Source organism: Clostridium intestinale, from assembly GCF_035905475.1.
GTDB classification, from domain to species: Bacteria; Bacillota; Clostridia; order Clostridiales; family Clostridiaceae; genus Clostridium_T; species Clostridium_T intestinale.
In genome coordinates, this window is record NZ_CP121166.1 from 3473848 (window position 1) to 3498582 (window position 24735).

The following is a 24735-nucleotide window of genomic DNA, read 5'->3' on the forward strand; positions in this document are numbered from 1 at the left end:
TATATGCTAAAATAAAACCATGGAAATTTGTAGAAAATAAAAGCTAACCTCTAACTAAAAGTTATAAAAGGCTAGCTTTATTAAGTATTCATAGGTAAATTAATTATTATCGTTGTCCCTACATTGAGAGAACTATTAACTGTGATTCTGCCTTTATGTTTCATAATTATCCACTTCGCTATGGATAACCCTAGTCCATTTCCACCAGTTTCTCTAGTTCTAGACTCATCTGCTCTATAAAATCTATCAAAAATTTTGGGAATATCTTTTTCATCAATACCTATGCCATTATCTTTTATAACTATTTCTACATTATTACCATTAACATAGGTACTTATACCAATGTTTCCGCCTTTTGGAGTATACTTTATGCTATTGTCTAGAAATATTCTAAAAGCTTGCTTTAATAGCTTCTCATCTGCATATATTTTTACAGCTTCATTTTTATCACAAGTTATATTATGATCATTATCTATAAGCTTAGTTTCTTTTAAAAGTTCATCAACAAGGAAGTTTAAATCAAACTCCTCCATAATAACTGGTTGAGTATTTTTATCCCCTCTTGCTAGGAATAATAGTTTTTCAACTAAGTCCTTCATATTATTTGCCTCTGATTTTATAGCTGATATAGACTCCTCAAGAGCTTCCTTATCCTCTTTTCCCCATCTATCTAAAAGCCTAGCATACCCCTGTATTACTGCTATAGGAGTTCTAAGTTCATGAGAAGCATCTGATACAAATTGATTTTGAATATTATAAGCCTCTTGAATTCTATCTAACATACCATTAAAGGTTTTTGCTAAATCTTTAAGCTCATCTTGAGTTCCACCTACACTTAATCTTGTATCTATCTGTTTTATAGTAATATTCTCAATAGTTTTATTCATATCATCAATAGGCTTGAGTATCTTTTTACTTCTGCTTTTCACATTACCTAAAGATAAAAATAAGCACACCAACTCTGCGATAACTACCCATAAAATAAAGTTTCCTAAAAAGCTGAAATCCTCATATAAATTATACTTTATCTGAATATTAAACTTACTACCACTCTCCTCAGTGGCTCTATCATAAATATAATTTATATTAAAAATACTATTAATATTGTTTTTTATTGTTTCCTCACTTATATTATTCTGAAACTTAAAATGACCATATGATAAAACTCTCACATTATCTTTAGATAAGTCATTTATATAAGCTTCACTATTTCTATATAAAATTTCCTTATTATTATCATAAATTATAATTTCATAACCATTAGTCTCTTTTAATAAATTCAGTCTATCTATTGATAAATTCTCTGTTTCTTTTAGTTCTTTAGATATAGTAAGAAAGGATTTTTCTATATTACTATTTATTTTAGTGAAGGTAAGGTATCCATAGATACCTGTTATAAATAAATTTATAAAGAAAAGTAAATTTAGACAAACCAAAACATACATAACATTTAACTTAAGAACTATTGATAGTCTAACTTTAGTTATAAGTACTTTATATTGCTCTTTTATAAGCTTCACAGATTCTTTAAAAATCTTAGTGGTTATATTAGTTATATACTCTATTTCCTTATCATATTTACCTTTATTATTTTTCATCTTTTATCATATATCCTACCCCTCTTAAAGTATGGATTATTTTTTGATTATATTTGTCATCTATTTTACTTCTAAGGTATCGTATATATACATCTACTACATTAGTATCTCCAAAATAATCATAACCCCAAACAGTTTCTATAATTTTATCTCTAGTTAAAACTCTATTTTTATTTTCAAGTAAATACTTTAAAAGTTCAAATTCTTTTTTAGTAAGCTCTATATTTTCTCCATCATAAGAAAGATTATAACCCTCTAGGTCCATTAATAAATCCTTATACTTAAGCTCCTGTTTTTTTATAACTTTCTTTCTCTTTAAAGCAACCCTTATTCTAGCAAGAAGCTCCTCTATCTCAAAAGGTTTAGTTATATAATCGTCTGCTCCCATATCTAAACCAGTTACCTTATCCATAGTTTCATCCTTAGCTGTAAGCATTATTACAGGAATTTCACTTTCTTCTCTTATTCTTCTTAATACTTCTATGCCATTCATGGAAGGGAGCATTATATCTAGAAGTATTAAATCAAATTCTTCATTCCTAGCCTTCATAAGCCCTTGTCTTCCATCATGAACCTTTGTGACTTTATATCCCTCATAATTTAATTCCATCTCTACAAATCTAGCTATTTTTACCTCGTCCTCTATTATAAGTATGTTACCCTTCATAATTACCCTCCTAAAGAATAAAAAAGATAACTTTATTATAGCAAATTCACCTGCTATACCATAAGGTTATCTCTTTTAATATTCACTAAATACTATTTACTAAACTCTTCTTTAATATTGTTTGTTGCCATAGCCATTTTATCCATAGCTTCGTTAGCTCTAGTTTTTTCTATATCTTCTCCATGAAATCTAATCTTATGACCTGTAAATAATGCTAATAGTAATAATGGTATTGATATATATGGTGCTAATACAATTACTATTGATGTTATTGTTAATGAAAGCTTCAATATTGTATTTTCATGTTTTCTTACTTCTAAATAGTTTGAATTTCCTTTTCTTATTACCTTTTTACACCAAGATATTGCTCCACATATAGCATCTGAGGCTCCACTTTCTTTTTTCTCTTCTTGTTTAGCTTCTTCTTTTATTTTTCCGTTTTTCTCAAGATAAATAATTGCCTCTAAGATATCTCCATTACTTTGCTCTAAAGCTTCCTTTGCATCTTCATAAGATACATCTACTCTTCCTCTTAATTCATCTATTTGCTCAATTGTTATCATAATATTATCCCTCCAAAATTTATTTTTCTTAATCTATATTTAAAGTATAAATTCAGAGGCTTATAATAAAATTAGTTAAAGATTAAAATTAGATTAGAAAATTATTTCTCCTTCCAATTCTCCATCATAACCTTTATTGACCTAGTCATTTCTTTTGAAAAATCTGATCCTATTTTTCTACCATACATATATTGTCCAAAATTTTCAGCTTTATATATATTTTCTTTAGCTACTTTTTTATCCTTAAACATATCTGCAAAATCTTCATTTTTTAATCTATTATATTCTTCATTAAAAACGATATATTTCCTATCAAACCTAGGCTGTATTATTCTATTGTAATTTCCTGGGTAATATCCCATACAAAGCATACCTACAGGCACTACCCACTTAGGTAGATTAAACATTTCTTTATGAATCTCATAGTTTTCAATTATATCTCCTATATAACATGAGCCTATTCCTAATGATTCAGCAGCTATAACAGCATTTTGTGCAGCTATCATTGTATCTTCAATAGCTAAAACAAAATCACCTTCGCCAGGTCCAGCATATTTTTTATTATTACGTTCACAATAATCTTTAACATTACTATAATCAAAATAATCATACCATCTTTGCATATCCGCTAAAAATATCAATACTGTTGGTGCCTTAGCTATAAAAGGCTGATCATCACAAGTTTTACTAAGCTTCTTTTTCTTTTCCTCATCTTCAACAATAATCACTGAATACATCATCATATTCCCGGCAGTAGGGGCTCTCATGGCTGCTTCAATTATTATATCCAAATGCTCTTTAGATATCTTTTCTTCCTTGTATTTTCTAAGAGACATACGATTTGAAATAACATTCATAACATCATTCATCTTATTCAACCCTTTCATAAATAAACTTTTCTAAATAAATACTATCAAATTAAAGACTCACTTACTATAAGCTTTCTTTGAGTTATAACTAAACATTTTTTAATTTAATATGTAACTCGCATGTTTATTGTTTTCAATATGCTTTAATTATGGGATAATATTTTTGCGAGGGGGATTGCAAGCTTCGTCTGAATGTTTGCAAGACTTAATTATTAATTAAGTATACTAATACAGTATTTACTTCTATTTAAGTAAATCTTTTGGGTTTTCTTCATATTTAGAAAACATTAATCTAATCATGGAAGTTTTGACTTCTAGCCCCCTCACTTTGCAAAGAGGTGATGTTTATATGGATAAAAATGATTCTTATGATAATTCTAAAATTGAAAGATTAAAAGAGGAAATTCATAGCTTTAGCTACGATAAAGTTTGGATTACTAAAAAAGTACGTATGAACTCTGAAAACAGACTTAATAAATTAGATTCATTGAGTCAATTTTTATTAAACTGGTATTCAATTTCTACTTTAGCGTTATCCGTAGTAACTCTTATATTTCCAGATCAAAAATTTGATATTTTAAATTTAATTATTTCTATCTTTTTGATGGGTATAACATTAATTGTTACCAGTGCCAAATTAAAAGATAGAGCTAATGAATTTAAGATATCTTATATACAAATAACAGTCATAGAAGAAGACTTGAAAAATTTAGAACTGCAATGTGAACTCTTTATTGATGAATCTACATACAAGGATATCTTTAGTGACTTTATAAAAATTAAAAAAAATATATTTCCATATTAGATAGTACTCCAAATCAAGAACAAATAGATTATGATAAATATCTTTACTCCAGCAATAAACTGGATAACTTCAGGAAAGTTTCTTATTTGTTTAAGAATGTTTTATTTTATTTGTTAATTTTTTCTCTTTCCTTAATACCGTTACTTCTTATATACATAAAAATGAAATGAGGACATCAATATTATGAAAAGAAAGTTATTACGAACACATCTAAGACTATCTAACTTAAAACAATATAGTGAATCCTCAATTCAATTTTCTAGTGCAACAGGTATTGATAAAATGACATATGCTAGATATAAAAATATTGAAGATGATTTATTAAAATCCATTCGCAAATGTATATTAAGTGATACATACAAATTTACTAGATATAAAGAAAAATTAATAATTAAGAATAGAAACTCAAATCCACGTTGTATATCTATACCTACTCTTAAAGATAAATTATGTTTAAAGATAATACTAGAAACATTAAAAGAATATTTTCCTGAATGTAAAAGAACTTATTTACCTCAAGAATGCATAAAAATCGTTACACAAAATTTAAACTTACATAAGTATGACTACTTTATTAAATTAGATATAAAAAATTTTTATGGCATAATAAACCATGCAATCTTAAAAGACTTTTTGAAGAAAAGAATTAAAGACAAAATTCTTTTAAATTTAATATTTAAAGCACTAGAAAATCCCACATATCCAGAAAAAAATTCTAATAATCTAGGATTACCCCAAGGCCTATCTATTTCAAATATATTGTCTCAAATTTATATGTTAAATTTTGACAATATGTTTTCTTTAAGAAAAGATATATTTGTTATTAGATATGTTGACGATATTTTGATTTTTTGTAACGAAAAATATAAGGATGATGTTATTAATGAATTAAGCCACCATCTAACAAATAATTGTAAATTAGAATTGAATAAAGACAAACAAAAACATGGTTGTTTAAGATTATCGTCATTTGATTTCTTAGGTTACAGTATCTACACTAGTAATTTTTTAGAATCAAAATTATCAATTAAATCAACTAATAGATTTAGGCTAGAAAATAAAATAATCAATATAATAACAAGATACAAACATAGTGACAAAAAGTCATTTACTAAAAAAGCATTGATATTTGAACTTAATTTAATTATATCAGGTTCAGTAAGTAGTTTATTGTCTGGAGAAATAGGTATAACAAGACGGTACGGCTGGATATTTTTCTATTCTCAAATTTCTGACATTTCAATCTTATATCACATGGATAATTTTGTAGCAACTCAGCTATCTAAAATTTTAGATTCCGCTTCAATATATGAAGTTAAAAAATTCAGTAAAGCATATTTTGAAATAAAGTATAATTTAAAAAATTCTAGTTATATTTTTAAACCTGATGAATATACAGAAAATGAAAAAGCTTGCTTACTAGAAAAAATTTATAACATACATATAACTGATACTGAAATGCTTCATAAGATGTTTTGGAGATTGGTATATAGAAAAATCAGCGAAAATGAACGTGATTTGATTTGGGGAATATCTTAGATTATATTTTACACTCTTAAATTTTTCCCCATCAACTGTTTATCTATGTACTATTGATCTTATTTTCAAAAAGTTTCTTTATAATATTAATAATTGCTAAAATTTCAATAATTCTTTCATTCTTTCATTCTTTCATTCTTTCATTCTTAGGGTAGTCTACTTTTTCTTTCTACTCCTTATGCAGTTTCTCAGAAAAAATATTTTCAAAATTTAAAACAATTTTATTTCTAAATTTCTAATTTCCATCATACCGCTGTCCCAATGTTCCTATTTTCCACTGCTCCGCTGTTTCGCTGTTTCTATGCACTACTGTCCTGTAGAGGCTTATTCCCAAAAGCCTCATTAGATTCCATTTAACTTCTATTCTTGAATTCTTCTATAAAAATACAGACGTCTCCTACCGAGCCGCTGTATTTTTATAGGGGTTTGTTCTAATCTATTAGTCATTTTGTTATTTATAATATATCATTTCAATATAGTTATTTAGCAACAGTTTCTGAACTTACTAATAAATATAGATATAAAAAAACTGCAGAACTAATTTTTAAGGTTAGCTCTACAGTCTTATCTTTATTTACTGCTTAAATATTCATGAATTCCTTTTGCAGCTCTTTTTCCTGCTCCCATTGCTAGAATTACTGTTGCAGCTCCTGTTACTGCGTCTCCGCCTGCGTATACTCCGTCTTTTGTTGTTTTTCCTGTTTCTTCTTCAACTACTAGGCATCTTCTTTTATTTATTTCTAATCCTTTTGTTGTTGAAGATATTAGTGGGTTTGGTGATGTTCCAAGAGACATTATTACTGTATCTAGTGGCATTACAAATTCTGAGCCTTCTACTTCTACTGGTTTTCTTCTGCCTGAGGCATCAGGTTCGCCTAGTTCCATTCTTATACACTTCATTCCTGTAACCCAGCCTTTTTCATCTTGTTGTATTTCTACTGGGTTTGTTAGAAGGTCAAAGATTATTCCTTCTTCTTTTGCATGGTGTACTTCTTCTACTCTTGCTGGAAGCTCTGCTTCGCTTCTTCTATATACTATATGAACTTCTGCTCCTAGTCTTAAAGCTGTTCTTGCTGCATCCATTGCAACATTTCCACCGCCAACTACTGCTACTCTATCTCCAACTCTTATAGGAGTGTCGTAACCTTCTTTGAAGGCTTTCATTAGATTGCTTCTTGTTAGGAATTCATTTGCAGATAGTACTCCGTTTGCATTTTCTCCTGGTATTCCCATGAACTTTGGAAGTCCTGCTCCGGAGCCTACGAATACTGCTTCAAATCCTTCTTCTTCGAATAGCTGATCTATTGTTATTGTTCTTCCTACGATAACGTTAGTTTCTATTTCTACTCCAAGTTTCTTTACATTTTCTATTTCTGTTTTTACTACTGTTTCCTTTGGTAGTCTAAACTCTGGTATTCCGTATACTAATACTCCACCTGGTTCATGTAATGCTTCAAATATCTTAACTTCATAACCTAGTCTTGCTAAATCTCCCGCACAGGTTAATCCTGCTGGACCTGCCCCTACTACTGCTACTTTTTTGCCGTTTGGTTCAGCTTTTTTAGAGATATCTACATTGTTTTCTCTAGTCCAGTCAGCTACGAATCTTTCAAGCTTTCCTATAGCTACAGCTTCACCTTTTACGCCTAGTACACATTGTCCCTCACATTGGCTTTCTTGAGGACATACTCTTCCGCATACTGCTGGAAGTGAGGATGCTTCTGCTATTACTTCTGCTGCTGCTTTTATGTCTCCATCTTTTACTTTTTGTATAAAGGCTGGTATGTTAATGGATACTGGACATTTATCTACACATCTAGGTTTCTTACAGTTTAAACATCTTGAGGCTTCTAGGTTAGCTTCTTCATCTGTGTAACCTAAACATACTTCTTCGAAGTTTTTTGCTCTTACTTCTGGTGCTTGTTCAGCTATAGGTATTCTTTTCATTCTATCCATTATTCTTCACCTCCACAGCCACAGTTTTTTGCATGATGGGTATCCCCTTCGACTTTTTTAAGTTCTACTCGTCCTTCTTGAGTCTTATACATAGCTTGTCTTCTCATTGCTTCATCAAAGTTTACTAGGTGTCCATCAAATTCTGGACCATCTACACAGGCAAACTTAACTTCGTTTCCGACAGTTACTCTGCAAGCTCCACACATTCCTGTCCCATCTACCATAATTGGGTTTAAACTTACTATTGTATTTATATCTAATTCCTTAGTTAATAGACATACAAACTTCATCATTATCATAGGTCCTATGGCTACTACTAAGTCATATTCTTTTCCTTGATTTTGCACTAAATCTTTAAGTACTTCTGTTACTAATCCTTTATGTCCATAGGAACCGTCATCTGTTGCTATATATAGGTTTCCTGCTACTTCTTTCATTTCTTCTTCTAATATTAATATGTCTTTGCTTTTTGCCCCTACTATAACATCTACATTAATTCCTTTTGAATTTAGCCACTTTACTTGTGGATATACTGGTGCTGTTCCAACTCCACCTGCTATAAATACTATTTTCTTCTTCTTTAACTCCTCTAAATCTTCATGTACCATTTCTGATGGTACTCCAAGTGGACCTACGAAGTCATGGAAGTAGTCTCCTTCATTATAAGTAGCCATTTTTTGTGTTGAGCCACCTAATGTTTGGAACACTATTGTTACTGTTCCAGCTTCAGCATCATAATCACATATGGTCAATGGAATTCTTTCACCGTTTTCATCCATTTTTACTATGATGAATTGTCCTGGATTTGATGATTTTGCTACTCTCGGTGCTTCTATATCCATTAGATAGATATTTTCGTTTAGTTGTCTTTTTTTAACTATCTTGTACATGTTTCTCCTCCGTATATTAATCCTTGGTTTTTATTATAAAAGTTCCTTCTCTGGTGTTACTAATATCTTTACATGTTGCTTTTTCTCAGGTCCTGTTAATGCTCCAAATCCTTTTTCAACTATATCGTCAATGTATACCTTAGATGTTATATATCCCTCAGCTTTTATTCTTCCATCTTTCATTTGGGCCATTGTTGCAGGGAATTCATGTCTGTAAGCTAATGTTCCTACTATTTTCTTTTCAGTAAATACTAGCTTGTTAGGATTTATATTAACTTCACCTTCCCAAATACTTGTCACAACTAAAGTTCCTTCAAATTTAAGTGAGTCAAGGCCTGTATCTAAACCTATCTTTGCTCCAGTTGTCTCAAATGCTACATCAACACCCAATCCACCTGTTAACTTTTTAACTTCTGTAGCTATGTCACATTCATTAGGATCTAATACATAATCAGCTCCAGCTCTTTTTGCATATTCTTGTCTTATAGACTTTCTTTGTAGAACTATTACTAAGCTAGCGCCTGCTGCCTTTAAACACTCAATAGTAGCAAGTCCTATTGGTCCTGAACCCAACACTAAAGCTGTATTTCCAGTTACAAACTTAGCTATTCTTATTGAATGTAGTGCTACTGCCATTGGCTCTACTAGTGCCGCTTGCTCGTATGACATTCCCTCTGGAATCTTGTGTATGTATTCTTGTGGAAAAACTGTATACTCTGCAAATCCCCCACCAGATCCACATAATCCATGAAAGCCTAATTTTTCACAAAGATTATATTTTCCTTCTTTGCAGGCTGGACACTCTCCGCAAACAACCATAGGCTCTACTATAACTCTATCCCCTTTTTTAAACTTACTAACTCCTTCTCCAACCTCTATAACTTCTCCAGAAAATTCGTGTCCTAATACAACTGGTGCCACATTTTTGCTTAAAGGATGAGGTTGTCCAACTGGTATAAAAATTGGTCCTCCTAAATATTCATGAAGATCTGACCCACATATGCCACACCATTTTACTTTAACTTTTACTGTTCCCTCTAAAACCTTTGGTTCTTCAATCTCTTCAACTCTAACATCTTTAACTCCATACCATAATGCTGCTTTCATAACTATTCCTCCTAATCGTTACTTTCTTAACATCAATGTTAATTTATTCACAAATATTAAAGCAACTATTATGCCAAAAGAAAAAGGACTTAATTAAGCCCTTTTTATGTTCACATTCTCAAAATGAAACATTTATATCTGTCTCATTTTGAGATTACTATAAAATTTTCTCATTATGATACAGTGATATATTATATTTTTTTATTTTTCTATAAATAGTTGCTCTGCTAATATTGAGAAGTAAGGCAGCTTTTACTATATTTCCTTCACAACTATATATAGCTTTTTCTATGTTTTCTTTTTCTAATTCCTGCATTGATATTACTTCTTCATCATTTGTAAGTAATTCCTTATCTAAACTTACTTCACAATCTTCTTTAGCATTTAGTTCATCTTCGCTTAAGTAATAGTCTCTTTCCACAACATTTCTAAGCTCTCTTACATTTCCGCTCCATTCAAACTGTTTAAGTTTCTCTATATAATCTGGAGTAACTATCTTATCAATAGAATTACTGCTATTCAATAGCTGGATAAAACTATTTACTAATGGCTCTATATCTTCTTTTCTTTCTCTCAGTGGAAGTGTCTTTATATTTATTACACTTAACCTATAATATAAATCTTCTCTAAAACTCTTTTTTCTTATCTCATCCTTAAGAACTCTATTAGTTGCACCTATAACTCTAACATTTAATTGTTTCTCATAAGTTGATCCTATTCTAGTGATTTTATTATTATCTAATACCCTTAAGAGCTTGCTTTGTATGTCTAAAGGAAGTTCTCCTATCTCATCTAAAAAAATTGTTCCTCCATCAGCTAGTTCAAACTTTCCTGGGTTACCTTCTTTATTGGCTCCAGTAAAAGCCCCTCTCTCATATCCGAAGAATTCACTTTCTACGAGTTCTCTTGGAATAGATGCACAATTTATTGCTACAAAAGGTTTATTAGATCTTTTACTAAAGTTATGAATAGCCTGTGCTATAACTTCTTTACCAGTGCCACTCTCTCCTTCAATTAAAATATTACAATCACTACTTGAAGCTTTTCTTGCCATATTTATAACTTTTTTCATCTTAGAGTTATTAGTTATAAAGTCCTCAAAGTTATAAGTTGCTTTATAACCTACAATTTTCCCTACAAGTTTATGAACATGTCTAGCTTCTCTAAGGCTAATAACTATACCATTAATCTCTTCATTTGTTTTTATTGGTACGACATTTATTATACATTTTATAATTTTAGATTTTATATAAAAGTCACAATCTATATTATTATGTCCTTTAGTATTAATTATTTCTTCAAGATCTATGTTTCTTATTAAACTCTTTATATTTAAGTCTAGAGCTTCCTCTCTAGATAATCTTAAAACTTCACTTGCTCTATTATTTATTCTTTGTATTTTTAAGTCTCTATCTAATGAAATAAGCCCTTCAAATACAGAATCAAATGTTGTATTTAAAAGATTATATGAATTAGTTAAAGCTACTTGTTTCTCTATAGCTTGAGCAGCTGAAATAACCATGGCTAATGTATGCAAATGGGCATCTGATCTGTTTCCAGACATATTAATACAGCCAACTAAGTTGCCATTTTCATTATTTATAGGAGCTGCAGAGCAAGTCCATGAATGTTGACTCTTTCCATAGTGCTCTGCTCCAATGGTTTGTAATGGCTTATTTAAATAAATAGCTGTTCCTATAGCATTAGTTCCAACCATCTTTTCAGTCCATAATGCACCCTTTACAAAATTTAGCTCATCTGCTCTTTTCATTATGTCCTTATCTCCGATTATATGAATTATATATCCATCTCTATCTGTAAGCATTATTGCAAAACCTGTTCCTTCAACAATATTATAGAGACTTTTCATTATTGGAATTGCTACAGATATTAGTGTTTCATTTTCTTTTGATTTTACTTCAACATCTATTTTATATCTGTTACTTCCTCTTCCGTTATTATAATCAACCCCATAGGTTTTGCATCTAACCCAAGATTCAGAAATTTCTTTTCTAACTTGTGGTTCAACATAATCATTCTCTACAAAGTTTTTCCATGCACTCTCTATAAAATTTATATAATCTCCCATGCAAATCAGCTCCCATAAACTAAAAATATCAGGTTTTATTTATCCTCTATATTAATTATCATACCATCAACATGTCTCTTGTTCATAACTTTATTCTTTTTTCTATTTTCTTTGCTTTCAAAAATAATATCAAAGTCATAGTCCTCCGGATACAATTCTTCCTTATCTATATAAAGAGATAATCTTTTTTTATTAATCCTTAGCTTTTTCCTCATAACCATAACTCCGTACTCACCTTTAGAGTTTTCAGCTTCGCATATAACCCCTGTTCTATTCATAAAGCTTATAAATACAGAATCTCCAATATTAAATAGAGGTTCCTTTGGCCTATCTTTAACCTGATTGTTTTTCTTTTCTAAAATCTTTATCTTTTCTATTTTCTCTTCATTAATTTTAGTTTCTTCAAGCTTATTAGTATTTACTATTTTATATTGAGAGTAATCCACTTTTTCCTTGTAAGCTATCTCATGGGCTTTCTCAATTAATTTCTTTTCCATCCCAAGTCTTAGTGCAATTAAGAAAGCATTACTTTCACCAGGTTTTCCTATATTAAGCTTGTATAATGGTTTAAGCGTTTCTATATCAAATTCCATAGAACCGTTTATAAAACCTTTGTGTTTTTCTGCAAAATTTTTAATTTCATTATAGTGAGTTGTAGCGCATATAGTTGCGCCTTTATCATATAACTCTTCAAGTACTGAAATAGCAATCCCCATTCCTTCTCCTGGATCTGTTCCCGATCCTATTTCATCTAAAATAACTAAGGTATATTTATCTGCATTATCTAAAATATTTATTATATTTTTTATATGAGAAGAGAAGGTACTTAGGTTTTGTTCTATACTCTGACCGTCTCCTATATCTACTAATATATCTCCAAATATACCTATTTCACTTCCTTCATCTACCGGAACATGAAGAGCTGATTGAGCCATCATTGTTATTAACCCTAAAGTCTTTAGTGCAACTGTTTTTCCTCCAGTATTAGGCCCAGTTATAATTACTCCTTTATAATCTTTTCCTATTTCAAAATCTAAAGGTACTGCTGATTGACCTATTAGTGGATGTTTCCCTTTTATAATATTTGTATAATTTTTAGTGTTAAAGCTAACTGCTCTCCCATCTATTGCTTTGCTGTATTTTCCTTTGGCAAATATAAAATCATAGTTACTCATTATCTCGATATTTATATTTAGTTCTCTTTTATAATCGCAAACTAGATTAGTTAAGGTCGATAGTATTCTATATACTTCCTTTTCCTCTTCAAATCTACAGCTTTCTAATTCATCTTGAGCTTTTTTAACTTCCACTGGCTCTATAAATGTGGTTAATCCGGTATTGGATTTATCGTGGATACTTCCCTCTATATCTTTTCTATAACTGCTTTTTACAGGAATTACATACCTTCCATTTCTTTGGCTTATAACTGAATCCTGAATATAGGTTTTATATTTTTCATTTCTAAGCACAGCTTCTAGCTTAACCTTTATTTTATCTTCAAGAGCATATATCTTTCTTCTTATTTTCCACAAAGCAGATGTTGCTCTATCATCTACAGCTCCTCTAACTATACATTTTTCAATTTCTTCTCTTACATCCTCCATTTCATATGCTGAATGGATATAACTGCTTATAGTAGGTGCATAATACTGTTTATCTTCCATAAACCTCTTCATCTTTTTTATCTCTTTTAGAAGTCCACACAAAGTTTCTAAATCTTCTGGAGATAGTATTATTCCTTTATCTAACTTTTCCTTTATTCCATTTATTCCTGACAAACTATGAAGTGGTATACTGGAGCTTATATTTACTACATTTCTCGCCTCGGTAGTTTCCTTCATATCCATCTCTATTTTGTTTTTGTCTACTAACGGCTCTAGTTTTTCTATATTGTTTTTTGCAATTTCTGATAAGGCATATCCTTTTAATATATCTTTTATTTTGTTATATTCTAATAATTCTGTGGTTTTATTATTCAACTTTAATTCCTCCGTTATTTTTATTTAGAGGATCTTAAAGACTTCTCACTTAATTAAAGCTACTCAATATTAATTTTCTGTAATAAAAAAACTGTAAGCAAACAGAGTTCACCTACAGTACAAATACAATTTAAGTAATAAAATTTTTCATGAGAAAAAATCCTATTTACCTTAAGGAGTTGTGAACAGTTTTTACTAAGTGTAAGCCTAAAAAATCCATCAACAAATAAACCTATAAAAGGTTTGATTTTTAAGACTTATTATTTAATTACTTAGTTTAAAACTACCTCACTCACAAATATACTCCCTTTCTTATTTAAGATAATTACATACTATCATTAGTTTTTAACTTTTTCAATACTCTTTATTTTAATATTGATTTCATAACCTCAACCACATAGTCTATAGCTTCCTTATTAACCCAATAGTGAGTTGCAAATCTCATTTTGCCGCCCTCTGGTCCATTTATCTTTATTCCTTTTTCACTAAAGATATTAACCATTTCTTCTGAAGATAGTGGACAGTTTCCTATTTTAAAGAATACTAAATTAATATCAAGATTGTCTCTATCAACCTTTATATTCGGAATTTCTTCTAGTCTTTGAGCTAAATATTTTGCATTATCATGATCTTCTTTTAATCTTTTAGTCATGTCTTTTAAGGCTATAAGTCCAGCTGCTCCTAAGAATCCAGCTTGTCTCATTCCTCCGCCTAAAAGCTTTCTTTTCTTTCTTGCTTTATCTATAAATTCTTTACTTCCTGCAAGCATTGATCCTATAGGCGCACAAAGACCTTTTGATAAACAGAACATTACTGAATCACAATATTTTGTAATTTCTTTAACATCAACTTCTAAAGAAGTAGCTGCATTAAATAATCTAGCTCCATCTATATGAAGATTTATATTTCTATCCTTAGCTATTTCATAAACTTCTTTTACGTAGTCTAAAGGTAAAACAGCTCCGTTTGAATAAGCATTTTCAAGGCATATTAAAGAAGTTCCTGGAAAATGTATATCCTCATCCTCAGTTCTTATAATTGACTTTACCTTATCTAAATTAAGTTGTCCTCTAACTGTTTCTAAAGCTCTAAGTTGAACTCCAGCAATAACCGCAGATCCCCCAACTTCATGAGCTACTATATGACAATCATCCCCAAGTATAACTTCATCTCCTCTTTTACAGTGAGTAAATAAAGCTAACTGATTTCCAAAGGTTCCACTAGGTACAAATAAAGCAGCTTCTTTTCCTACTAACTTAGCTGCATATTCTTCAAGTTCATTTATAGTTGGATCATCTCCGTATACATCATCACCTACCATAGCTTTAAACATAGCTTCTCTCATTTCTTCTGTAGGTTGTGTTACTGTATCACTTCTTAAATCTATAATCTTATCTTTCATAATATCACCCCATAAAATTATATCATATTAACTTATTTATACTGGAAAAATAATTCTAGAAATATATACAACTAAAACCAAAGTAACAGCACTACTTAGAGTAGCCACCATAACTGCCTGAGATGCAAAATCAGGGTGATTTTTTCTCTCCACAGCTATAAGTGCAGTATTAACCGCTGTAGGTAATGCTGATGAGATCATTAAAGTTTGAGCTGCAACTCCTGTAATATTAATAAACTTTAATATTATTAAAGCAATTATAGGTCCTCCTATAAGTCTTACAAAGCTTGAAATATAAACTTCTTTATTATTAAAGGCAAACTTAGTCTTTGCAAGTTGTGCTCCTAAAGTTATAAGTGCTATAGATATAAGTCCTTCTTTTAAATAATTAAAAGCTGGCCACAAAGGAAAATTCTCTAAGTTATATTGTACAAGTTTTAATAAAAATGCTGTAGGTATAGCGTATATTGCTGGCATTCTAAATATACTCTTCACAGAATCCTTCCAATGCATACTTCCCTTTCCTGCATTATAAAAACCTACTGTATTGGTAGATATATTTTGTACTATTAGCACTACTATTTGAGTTGTTAATGCTGCTGTTAAATAAGGAGTCTGTCCATCTACTATAAATGGTGCACTGCTAAACACTAAAGTAATCAGAGGAATTCCTATATTTCCTGAATTATAAAATATTATAGAATTTATAAATGCGTTTTTAAAACCTTCATCATATTTTCTTATCTTAGCTACTAATGATGATACTATTGAATTAAATATAGCTAAAATTATTACAAATAGAAGAACTCTCCCCATATTATCAGGCATTTTAGTACTATATATCTGTGTAAAAATAAAAAAAGGCATGTACAAATATATATTTATTTTACTAAGAGTATTAATGTCAAAGTTAAACTTCTTGCTTAGTATATAACCTAAGATTATTAGAAAAAATATTGGTATTATGTTATTAGATAAGATATAAAGAAATATACTCATTGGTCTTTCCCCTCGCTATAAATTACTTTTATTAAATCCCCTTATTACAAGTCATTTTTATTAATTATACACCAAATTATATCTTTGATAATTTTCTTAATATGAAAATAGCCTCAAGACAACCTTTTATATTTATCTTGAGGCTATAAATTTTATAGATTTTTATTAATGTTTGGAAATATATCTTCTTCTCTTAGTAAAAATCATCATTAAGCCAGAAACTATTGACATTACTCCCATCATTACTAATCCTGTTAACCCAACTAAGCTTCCTGTTTGAGGAAGTTTTGAATCATCAACTTTATCAATAACTTGAGTGCTCTTTGCTGGTGTCATTTGTATATCTAGTTTAACAATCTCATCATTAACTTCTATTGTACCACTTGTGAATGTATCATATCCTGGTTTAGTAACAACGATATAGTAATCAGTGTTTGGGAAAACCATAAATGCGTAATTACCACCATTATCACTAAATTGAGAATTTTTATTGTTTGCTGGAGGGAAGTCATCTAGCCCTGGAAGCTCTACTAAAGTTCCTGGTTTCTTTCCTGCATCCACATTTCTTTTAGTGTCTGCATAATATAACTTAACATCTGCTCCTTCTATTACTTTACCTGTAGTGGCATCTGTAATAATTCCATATGGATCAATAAGGGCTGTACTTATTATCATTTCACCATTTGAATCTAACGTTAAATTAATCTTTCCAACTACTATCTTAGTTCCATCCTCAAAGTGATATACAATATTTAAATTATATTCATGACCCTTTTCAAGGTTTGGAATTTCAAAAATTCCTTTAGAGTTTCCATCATTTCCGATTTTAATATCAGTACTATTTCCTGGGAACTCAATTGAATATTTAGAATAATCATTTAGATATCCTTTAGTTCCATCTACATTTTTAACTAATATTACACCAGCAGCAGTTTTTACGGAATCAAAAACATCTTCACCACTTCCTGTCATAGTTCCAGCATGTGACTTTTGAGTAAATGTCTTATTTTCCATCTTTCCATTAATCTCAACTGGTTTAGTTATAAATAAGTTATAGGTTACATCTCCCTTAGGAACAACTATCTTGTATTTTCCATCATCTGATGTAATAACTTTGGCTGTAAAGTCTATTACTCCATCTCCGTCAAAATCTTGTTTAATTTCAACTATTGCTCCTTTTATCGGAAGACCTGTATCATTATCTACTACTACACCTTGTATTATCCCTGGCATAAATGTAATGTTTATTTTATCCTGGGCATTTAATCCATGCTCTTCATCATGAATATATACATTAACAGGTATAACTTGATTTTCTATTCCTTCTATTTTACTAGATCTATATACTACTGAAGCAACTCCATTTTCATCGGTGACTGCTGAACTTCCTTTTGGAAAATCACCTTTTTCTGCGGAGAATTCCACCTTAATTCCAGCTAAAGGTTTGTTATTTTCATCAACTACCTTGGCTGTTATAACTGTTGTTGATTTACCATCACCAACTATTGAGTTAGGTTCTGCATCCATAGTAATTTGGAAATTAGCTATATCTGTTAAGCTATCTTTTACAATAACACCATCCTTCTTAATACTAAATGGATGTTTGTTAGGATTTAATAAGTATCCTACTGGAGCTTTTGTTTCTATGAAGTAATAATCTCCATAGTTTAACTTATCAAATTGTATAGTTCCATCTTTCCCAGTTACCCCTTCTACTACTTTTTTATTGTCACTAGTATAAATAGTAAGAGTTGCTCCTGGTACTGGCGATCCTGTTGAGAAGTCTGTTTTTGATATTTTTATTCCTCCAGTTATTAAAGTGTTTGTTAAACTATCTTGTAGAATAACTCCATCTTCTTTAATACTAAATGAATGTTTATCTGTGTTTAATAAATATCCTTCTGGAGCTTTTGTTTCTACAAAATAGTAATCTCCATAGTTTAATTTATTGAACTGTCTTGTTCCATCTTCCTCAGTTAAACCTTCTACAACTTTTTTACCATCTTTTGTGTAGATAGTAAGTGTTGCTCCTGGTACTGGCTCCGAAGTTGCGAGATCTGTTTTTGATATTTTTATTCCTCCAGTTATCATTGTATTTGTTAAACTATCTTCTAAGATAGATCCATCCTCTTTGATACTGAATGAATGTTTATCTGTGTTTAATAAATATCCTTCTGGAGCTTTTGTTTCTACAAAGTAGTAATCTCCATAATTTAATTTATCAAATTGTATTGTTCCATCTTCCCCAGTTAAACCTTCTACAACTTTCTTATCATCTTTTGTATAGATAGTAAGTGTTGCTCCTGGTACTGGCTCCGATGTTGAGAAATCTGTCTTTGATATCTTTATGCTTCCAGTTATCATTGTATTAGTTAAGGCTTCTTCTACTACAACGCCATCTTCTTTAATACTAAATTTATGTTTGTCTGTATTTAGTAAATATCCTTCTGGTGCACTTGTTTCTATAAAATAGTAGTCTCCATATAATAGATTTTCAAACTTAACCTTACCTTCTTCATCTGTTACAGCTTGGAATTCATCTCCTACTAGGTGTCCAGCCTTAGTGAATATTGCTATGCTAGCTCCTCTAATAGGATTACCTGTTACAGAATCAGTTTTTGTAATCTCCACTCCTCCAGTTATCATAGTGTTAGTTAAACTGTCAGTTAAAATAACTCCATCTTCTTTGATACTGAATTCATGCTTATCTGGGTTTAATAAATATCCTTCTGGAGCTTTTGTTTCTTCAAAATAGTACTCTCCATAGTTTAATTTATCAAACTCTATAGTTCCATCTTGTCCAGTTACACCTTCTACTACCTTATCACCGTTCTTAGTGTATATAGTAAGAGTTGCTCCTGGTACTGCCTCTTCTGTTGAGAAGTCTGTTTTTGATATCTTTATGCCTCCAGTTATCATAGTATTGGTTAAGCTACCCTTTAGAATAGCACCCTCTTCTCTGATACTAAATGGATGTTTATCTGTATTTAATAAGTATCCTTCTGGAGCTTTTGTTTCTTCAAAGTAGTAGTCTCCATACTCTAAACTATTAAATTGTATTTTACCATCCTTCCCAGTTTCTCCTTCTACTACCTTGTCTCCATTTTTAGTATAGATAGTAAGAGTTGCTCCTGGTACTGGCGCTTCTGTTGAGAAGTCTATTTTTGATATCTCTATTCCTCCAGTTATTTTAATATCAACAATATTACCTAAGTCATAAACTTTACCGTCTTCAGTTACATTAATTGACTTTTCTTCATTATTAATATTAAATCCTGTAGGTGCTTTTGTTTCTTTTACGCTGTATTGTCCATATATTACGTTATTGAAAGTTACTAATCCATTGTTATCACTAATTACAGTCTCTACTTCATTTTCATTACTATCATAAAGAGTAAATTCTGCTCCTTTTAATGGATTTTCACCTATATCAGTTTTTTTGATTTTAATGGTTCCTTTTTTCTTAACATTTACAACAGGTCCTAACTCTATATTTTTACCATCATCATTATCACCTATTGCTGCATTTAAAGGAGTTGTTGAAAGCACAAAGCTATCATCAGATGTTTTAGTTTCAACTACAACATAATCTCCATATACTACATTTAAGAATTTAATCACTCCATCATCATCACTTAATACAACTGCTAATGGATTTAAATATAAAGTATCTGACTTATCATAAAGTGTAAATTCTGCACCTTTAATAGCACTACCCTTTTCGTCATTCTTTTGAAGGCTTATACTACCTGTTATTTTTACATTTGTAACATCATAAGTATATGTCTGAGCGTTATCGCTAGTTGAGCCTATCTCTCTTTTAATAATTATTTGAGATAAAACATATCCTTGTGGTGCTTTTGTTTCTTGCACTCTATATTTTCCATACTTTAAGTTTCCAAAAAGTATTATTCCACTTACATCAGTAGTTTTTGTCTCTATAACTTGATTCGTATCATCATTATAAAGTGTAAATTCTGCGCCTGCTAAAGGTGTTGTACCATCAGCTTCATATTTAACAATTTTAATAGTTGATTTAACTTTTGAATTATTAAATACAGAAACATCATTTCCTGAAATACTGTCTTTAGGTGTAACTGTGTTTCCTTGTACTTGTATGGTCGCATTTAAAACTTGATTTGATACATTGTATCCTGTAGGCGATAGAATTTCTTTTATCTTATAGCTACCATATTCAACTCCACTGAATCTTACTTTACCGTCAATATCACTGGTTGATGTTATATCTCCAAGTAAATTTGTAACTGGTGTAACTCCGTCTTCTTGATATAATCCAAATACTGCACCTTGAAGTGCTTGAGCATCTGAGCCTTCTCCAGTTTTGATAAACTCTATAGTTCCTCTTATTTTAATATTTTTCACAGTACTTACAGTTTGACCATCAATTTTAGGATTTACAGTTTGTCCATTATCATTTTCTCCAATTGTAGCTTCTAAAACTTCAGTATTCAAATTATAACCTACTGGTGGAGTTATTTCTTTTATCTTATAGTTTCCATACTCAATATTATTAAATACTACTTTTCCATCATTCCCGCTAGTAACTCTTACAGGTTGATTGCTTGAATTTCTAACTTCAGTAACCCCATCATTTTGATAAAGCCCAAAAACTGCTCCTTGAAGCTTACTACTATCACTGCCTTCTCCAACTTTTGTGAAAGATATGTTGCCTTTTACCTTTCTATTAGTAAAACTTAAAGCCTGAGGATTTGACGATGTGCTGTCTGCTTCGATTTTAAATGAATGATAAGTATTATCTAAAACATAGTTATCTGGAGAACTAATTTCTTGATAAAAATAATCTCCAAATTCCAAATTATCAAATTGAACTTGTCCGTTTGCATCTGTACTTTTAGCATTTCTAATCTGTTCTTTATTGTTATCAAAAATAGCTATTGATGCACCCTGTATTTTAGCTCCAGTTTCTTCGTCAGTTTTCGTTATTTTTACTGATCCTTTTATCTTAATATTAAATACTAGATAAGGAGCTGCATGCACGGATTGTCCATCTCCATTAATAGTTGTTAGGTCAGCTGTTATGTCTCCCTTATATATGCTATAAGATGTAGGTGCTGAAGTTTCCTTTATCTTATATTTTCCATAAGGTATGTTTGTAAATAACACCTTTCCATCGTTTCCACTAGTTGCAGTTATGTTGTTTCCGGAAGAATCCTTAACTATTGTGTTACCATCTTCTGTGTAAAGCATAAATACTGACCCTTGTAAAACTCCGTCTACCCCATTTTTATAAAATTCTATACTACCTTTAAATATGCTATCTGTATAGTTATAAGTAACAATTTTATTAGTATTATCACTACTTGAATATTTAAGTACTCCATCTGAACTATCGTAAGTAGTACCTTGGTTTAAACCTGTTTTAATTTGGAATGTATATACACTACTATTTAGTTTATACCCTGTTGGTGCTGTAATTTCTTTAATAGAGTAATCCCTATCATACTTAAGTTTACTAAATGTAACAGCTCCATCACTTCCGGTAGCAGCTGAAGTTGCCTTAACATTTCCATACTTATCTATAAGTTGGAATACTGCCCCACTTAATTTTTTAGAGCCATCATCATTATATTTCACTAACTTAATGCTAGCAGTATCTCCAGTAGCGCTTCCACCACCTACTGAAAACCAAACATTATTTCTATCATTACTAGAGCTTTGTTGAACTCCACTTCCTTTAAACTCAACTGTATTAGAAAAATTACCTGTTCTAGTTGTATTTGTTCTAAACTTAAGTATATATGCATTTGTACCTGCATCTGCTGGGAAGGTAAATTCAAATTTTCTAGTTACAGGGTCATATTTAACATTATCTCCTGTAAGTTCTATACTGCTTCCTTGAGTTAAACTTCCATCACTTGAACTTACTATTGCCTTATATAATTCTACGGTATCTGTATCTAACTCTAATCCACTAGGTAGCGAATCTGTTATAGTTGCGTTAGATAAATCGATATTCCAGTTAGAATTAGTTTTTACTGTCCAATCTATATATGAGTTACCATAACTATATGATGATGTCTTATTAACTACAGAATTACTAATGGTTCTACTACCTTGACTATTCGCTACTCCAGTTGTAGGGATTTCACTTCCAGTAATTAATGCAGTATTATAAACCGTTTTATTTCCATTTGTATTAAAAATACTTAAATCTATAATCTTTGTTTTAAAAGTTATAGTGTATGTTTTACTTATCTGACTATTAAAGGTATATTTAACTACACCTGTTGAACTTATATTGCTATTACTATCAAATGCACCTTTAGTGGAATCATCGATAGTAGCCGATCCGCTAACATACTGTTGACCTGCTGGAATTGCATCAGTAACTACTACATTAGTTATAGGCATCCCATTCTTATTAACTTCTATTTTCCAAGTAAGTTCTCTTGTTAAATAGTTATAATTTGTTCCTGTTTTAGTAATTACATTACTAGTAATACTTTGAGTTCCTGTAGTAGTTTGATTTATGCTTTGCGCTACTACTTTAGCATCATTACTAAAACTACCATTATAGTTTGCTCTAAACTTATTAACATCAGTCACTTGTGTTTTTAAAGTTATAGCATACGTTTTATTAAATCCATTATTAAAAGTATATACTACTTGACCTGATTCTAAAGTAGTGAATGAACCATTTGTAATATCATCTATACTTGCAGAACCCTCAACATATGTTTGTCCACTAGGAATTGTATCAGTAACTACTGCTCCTGCTCCTACATTGGTTAGATTGCTATTCACAGTAATTTTCCATGTAATTATACCTGTAGAGGCATCATATCCCATACCATCTTTTCTGATTATATTAGTAGGAACCCCAACTCCTATACTTGCAGATGTTCCACTTGCTACTCCATCTCCTGCTAATGTTGCTGTATTTGTATATGTTGGCTCATTATTGCTGTTGTAAACAGCTGAATCTACATTGGTAGAAAAAGTAATAACTTTTTGTGTATTTATATTACCTAGATTATAAGTAAAGTTCTGTCCTGAAATTGTATAGCTTGATCCATTAGTACCATCGACTTTAACTGTTGAAGGATCTAAGGTAAGCCCATTAGGAATTAGGTCACTAACTACCGCATTATTAATCGTTCTACCACTTTCATTGACAGTTATAGTCCAATTAATTCTCTTATTTTCACTATCATAACTTCCGCTTTTACTAATTAGCTTCACTGGAACAGAAACAGACTTAGTACTTGATGTTACACTTTTAGCTGAACCTTTTTCTGTGTATTTCAATGTTGCATTGTTACTATAAGTATAAGTATTTTGTCCTTTGGCTGCTAAATCATCGTGTATGCTTGTCTTAAATGTTATTATCTTTTGTGTGGTTATGTCACCAAAGTTATAAACAAATTTTTTGCTATCTGAATCATAAGTATAATTGTCACTGTTATCTATAGCTCCATTAACTTTAACTGATCCAGGTACAAAATTCTGCCCTGCCTGTATGGTATCCTCAATACTTGCACTATCTACATTTACATTTTCCTTATTAATAGTTATCTTCCATGTTATTTCATCAGTAGCTGCACTATATCCACCATCTACATCTTTTTGTATGGATGGATTTGCTTGAGCAAAGTCTACTTTTACTATAGTCGGTTCCTCAACACCAGGAATAGTAAACTCAATTGGTATAGGATTATTCGTACCTATTTTAGTAGAATCAAATCGACTACTAGCATAAAAATTTCCTACTACATTTGAGTGCGTGGATGGGTAATCTGTAAATGTAATTGTCACTAATCCACTAGTATTTATGTTCATGGTTGCTACTCTATTTCCACTAGTATCATTAATATTTGAACTTATAGCTGAATAAATTTTAATTTCTTGAGGTAATTGCAATCTATAATAATCACCTGAATTAACATCTAAATCTTGACCATCAATTCTATTAGGTATACTCCAAGTATAATTAATTCTTACCTCTGCATCTTTAGCTACATTTGCACCTAAAGCATTTCCATTGTTATCAGTTAAACTTATCCCAGTTATAAAATTAAATGTATTAGTAACATCCTTTCCTGTAGCTGCAAGACCCCTTACAGGCTGGATTATAGAAATAATCTGCATAATCAATGTAAAGATAGCAGTAACCATAGAAAATCTCTTTTTCTTCATTCTCTCACCTCTTTCAATAAAAAATTCAACATATTATCTATGTTACATTACAGTATACTAATGTATTCTAAACACTTTCTAAACATTTGGATGC

General features: G+C 30.6%; 14 protein-coding genes. 2 read left to right on the plus strand and 12 right to left on the minus strand.

What is annotated here, in order from left to right; all coding sequences use genetic code 11:
- Positions 1-80: 80 nt before the first annotated feature.
- The 4 genes from P8F83_RS17795 to P8F83_RS17810 all read right to left on the minus strand — a co-directional run bounded on the left by P8F83_RS17795 (position 81) and on the right by P8F83_RS17810 (position 3697).
- Positions 81-1598 carry a HAMP domain-containing sensor histidine kinase gene (locus P8F83_RS17795; protein ID WP_326512110.1) on the minus strand — a complete coding sequence of 506 codons (1518 nt, stop codon included), beginning with the start codon at positions 1596-1598 and terminating at the stop codon, positions 81-83.
- The gene (locus P8F83_RS17800) at positions 1588-2265 is read right to left on the minus strand and encodes a response regulator transcription factor (protein ID WP_326512111.1); all 678 of its coding nucleotides are present in this window, start codon (positions 2263-2265) and stop codon (positions 1588-1590) included. The genes P8F83_RS17795 and P8F83_RS17800 overlap by 11 nt, the downstream gene beginning before the upstream one ends.
- Positions 2266-2357: 92 nt before the next feature.
- Entirely contained in the window at positions 2358-2828 is a 471-nt protein-coding gene (locus P8F83_RS17805) for a DUF4342 domain-containing protein (RefSeq protein WP_326512112.1), read from the minus strand.
- A 101-nt stretch (positions 2829-2929) separates the two neighbouring features.
- The gene (locus tag P8F83_RS17810; protein ID WP_420022624.1) at positions 2930-3697 is read right to left on the minus strand and encodes a nitroreductase family protein; all 768 of its coding nucleotides are present in this window, start codon (positions 3695-3697) and stop codon (positions 2930-2932) included.
- 349 nt (positions 3698-4046) lie between these two features.
- Here P8F83_RS17810 and P8F83_RS17815 point away from each other — a divergent pair, with 349 nt between their 5' ends.
- Positions 4047-4502 carry an SLATT domain-containing protein gene (locus P8F83_RS17815; RefSeq protein WP_326512114.1) on the plus strand — a complete coding sequence of 152 codons (456 nt, stop codon included), beginning with the start codon at positions 4047-4049 and terminating at the stop codon, positions 4500-4502.
- Between the two features lie 183 nt (positions 4503-4685).
- Positions 4686-6041 (plus strand): reverse transcriptase domain-containing protein, encoded by a 1356-nt coding sequence (locus P8F83_RS17820; RefSeq protein WP_326512115.1) that lies wholly within the window; start codon positions 4686-4688, stop codon positions 6039-6041.
- Between the two features lie 570 nt (positions 6042-6611).
- On the opposite strand, the gene gltA is transcribed toward P8F83_RS17820, so the two are convergent.
- From gltA to P8F83_RS17860, 8 genes are all read right to left on the minus strand, one after another.
- Entirely contained in the window at positions 6612-7997 is a 1386-nt protein-coding gene (gene gltA, locus P8F83_RS17825; protein ID WP_326512116.1) for an NADPH-dependent glutamate synthase, read from the minus strand.
- Positions 7997-8887, minus strand: a complete 891-nt coding sequence (locus tag P8F83_RS17830; RefSeq protein WP_326512117.1) for a sulfide/dihydroorotate dehydrogenase-like FAD/NAD-binding protein — start codon at positions 8885-8887, stop codon at positions 7997-7999. Before P8F83_RS17830 ends, gltA begins: the two co-directional genes overlap by 1 nt.
- Before the next feature lie 33 nt (positions 8888-8920).
- Complete coding sequence (locus tag P8F83_RS17835) at positions 8921-9994, minus strand: 2,3-butanediol dehydrogenase (RefSeq protein ID WP_326512118.1); 1074 nt, start codon at positions 9992-9994, stop codon at positions 8921-8923.
- Between the two features lie 157 nt (positions 9995-10151).
- Entirely contained in the window at positions 10152-12083 is a 1932-nt protein-coding gene (locus P8F83_RS17840; protein ID WP_326512119.1) for a sigma-54-dependent Fis family transcriptional regulator, read from the minus strand.
- Positions 12084-12118: 35 nt separating this feature from the next.
- Positions 12119-14062 (minus strand): endonuclease MutS2, encoded by a 1944-nt coding sequence (locus tag P8F83_RS17845; RefSeq protein WP_326512120.1) that lies wholly within the window; start codon positions 14060-14062, stop codon positions 12119-12121.
- A gap of 364 nt (positions 14063-14426) precedes the next feature.
- Positions 14427-15464, minus strand: a complete 1038-nt coding sequence (gene ltaE / locus P8F83_RS17850; RefSeq protein WP_326512121.1) for a low-specificity L-threonine aldolase — start codon at positions 15462-15464, stop codon at positions 14427-14429.
- A gap of 36 nt (positions 15465-15500) precedes the next feature.
- On the minus strand, positions 15501-16463 hold the full coding sequence (locus P8F83_RS17855; protein WP_326512122.1) for an AEC family transporter: 963 nt from the start codon (positions 16461-16463) through the stop codon (positions 15501-15503).
- 165 nt (positions 16464-16628) lie between these two features.
- Positions 16629-24641 (minus strand): SpaA isopeptide-forming pilin-related protein, encoded by an 8013-nt coding sequence (locus tag P8F83_RS17860; protein ID WP_326512123.1) that lies wholly within the window; start codon positions 24639-24641, stop codon positions 16629-16631.
- Between the last annotated feature and the right edge of the window lie 94 nt (positions 24642-24735).

Bases quoted from the DNA above. Each gene is read 5' to 3' on its own strand.
- ltaE (WP_326512121.1), bottom strand. From the start codon at position 15,464: ATGAAAGATAAGATTATAGATTTAAGAAGTGATACAGTAACACAACCT.
- P8F83_RS17835 (WP_326512118.1), bottom strand. From the start codon at position 9,994: ATGAAAGCAGCATTATGGTATGGAGTTAAAGATGTTAGAGTTGAAGAG.
- P8F83_RS17840 (WP_326512119.1), bottom strand. From the start codon at position 12,083: ATGGGAGATTATATAAATTTTATAGAGAGTGCATGGAAAAACTTTGTA.
- P8F83_RS17800 (WP_326512111.1), bottom strand. From the start codon at position 2,265: ATGAAGGGTAACATACTTATAATAGAGGACGAGGTAAAAATAGCTAGA.
- P8F83_RS17820 (WP_326512115.1), top strand. From the start codon at position 4,686: ATGAAAAGAAAGTTATTACGAACACATCTAAGACTATCTAACTTAAAA.
- P8F83_RS17810 (WP_420022624.1), bottom strand. From the start codon at position 3,697: ATGAATGATGTTATGAATGTTATTTCAAATCGTATGTCTCTTAGAAAA.
- P8F83_RS17795 (WP_326512110.1), bottom strand. From the start codon at position 1,598: ATGAAAAATAATAAAGGTAAATATGATAAGGAAATAGAGTATATAACT.
- P8F83_RS17855 (WP_326512122.1), bottom strand. From the start codon at position 16,463: ATGAGTATATTTCTTTATATCTTATCTAATAACATAATACCAATATTT.
- P8F83_RS17815 (WP_326512114.1), top strand. From the start codon at position 4,047: ATGGATAAAAATGATTCTTATGATAATTCTAAAATTGAAAGATTAAAA.
- P8F83_RS17805 (WP_326512112.1), bottom strand. From the start codon at position 2,828: ATGATAACAATTGAGCAAATAGATGAATTAAGAGGAAGAGTAGATGTA.
- P8F83_RS17830 (WP_326512117.1), bottom strand. From the start codon at position 8,887: ATGTACAAGATAGTTAAAAAAAGACAACTAAACGAAAATATCTATCTA.
- gltA (WP_326512116.1), bottom strand. From the start codon at position 7,997: ATGGATAGAATGAAAAGAATACCTATAGCTGAACAAGCACCAGAAGTA.
- P8F83_RS17860 (WP_326512123.1), bottom strand. From the start codon at position 24,641: ATGAAGAAAAAGAGATTTTCTATGGTTACTGCTATCTTTACATTGATT.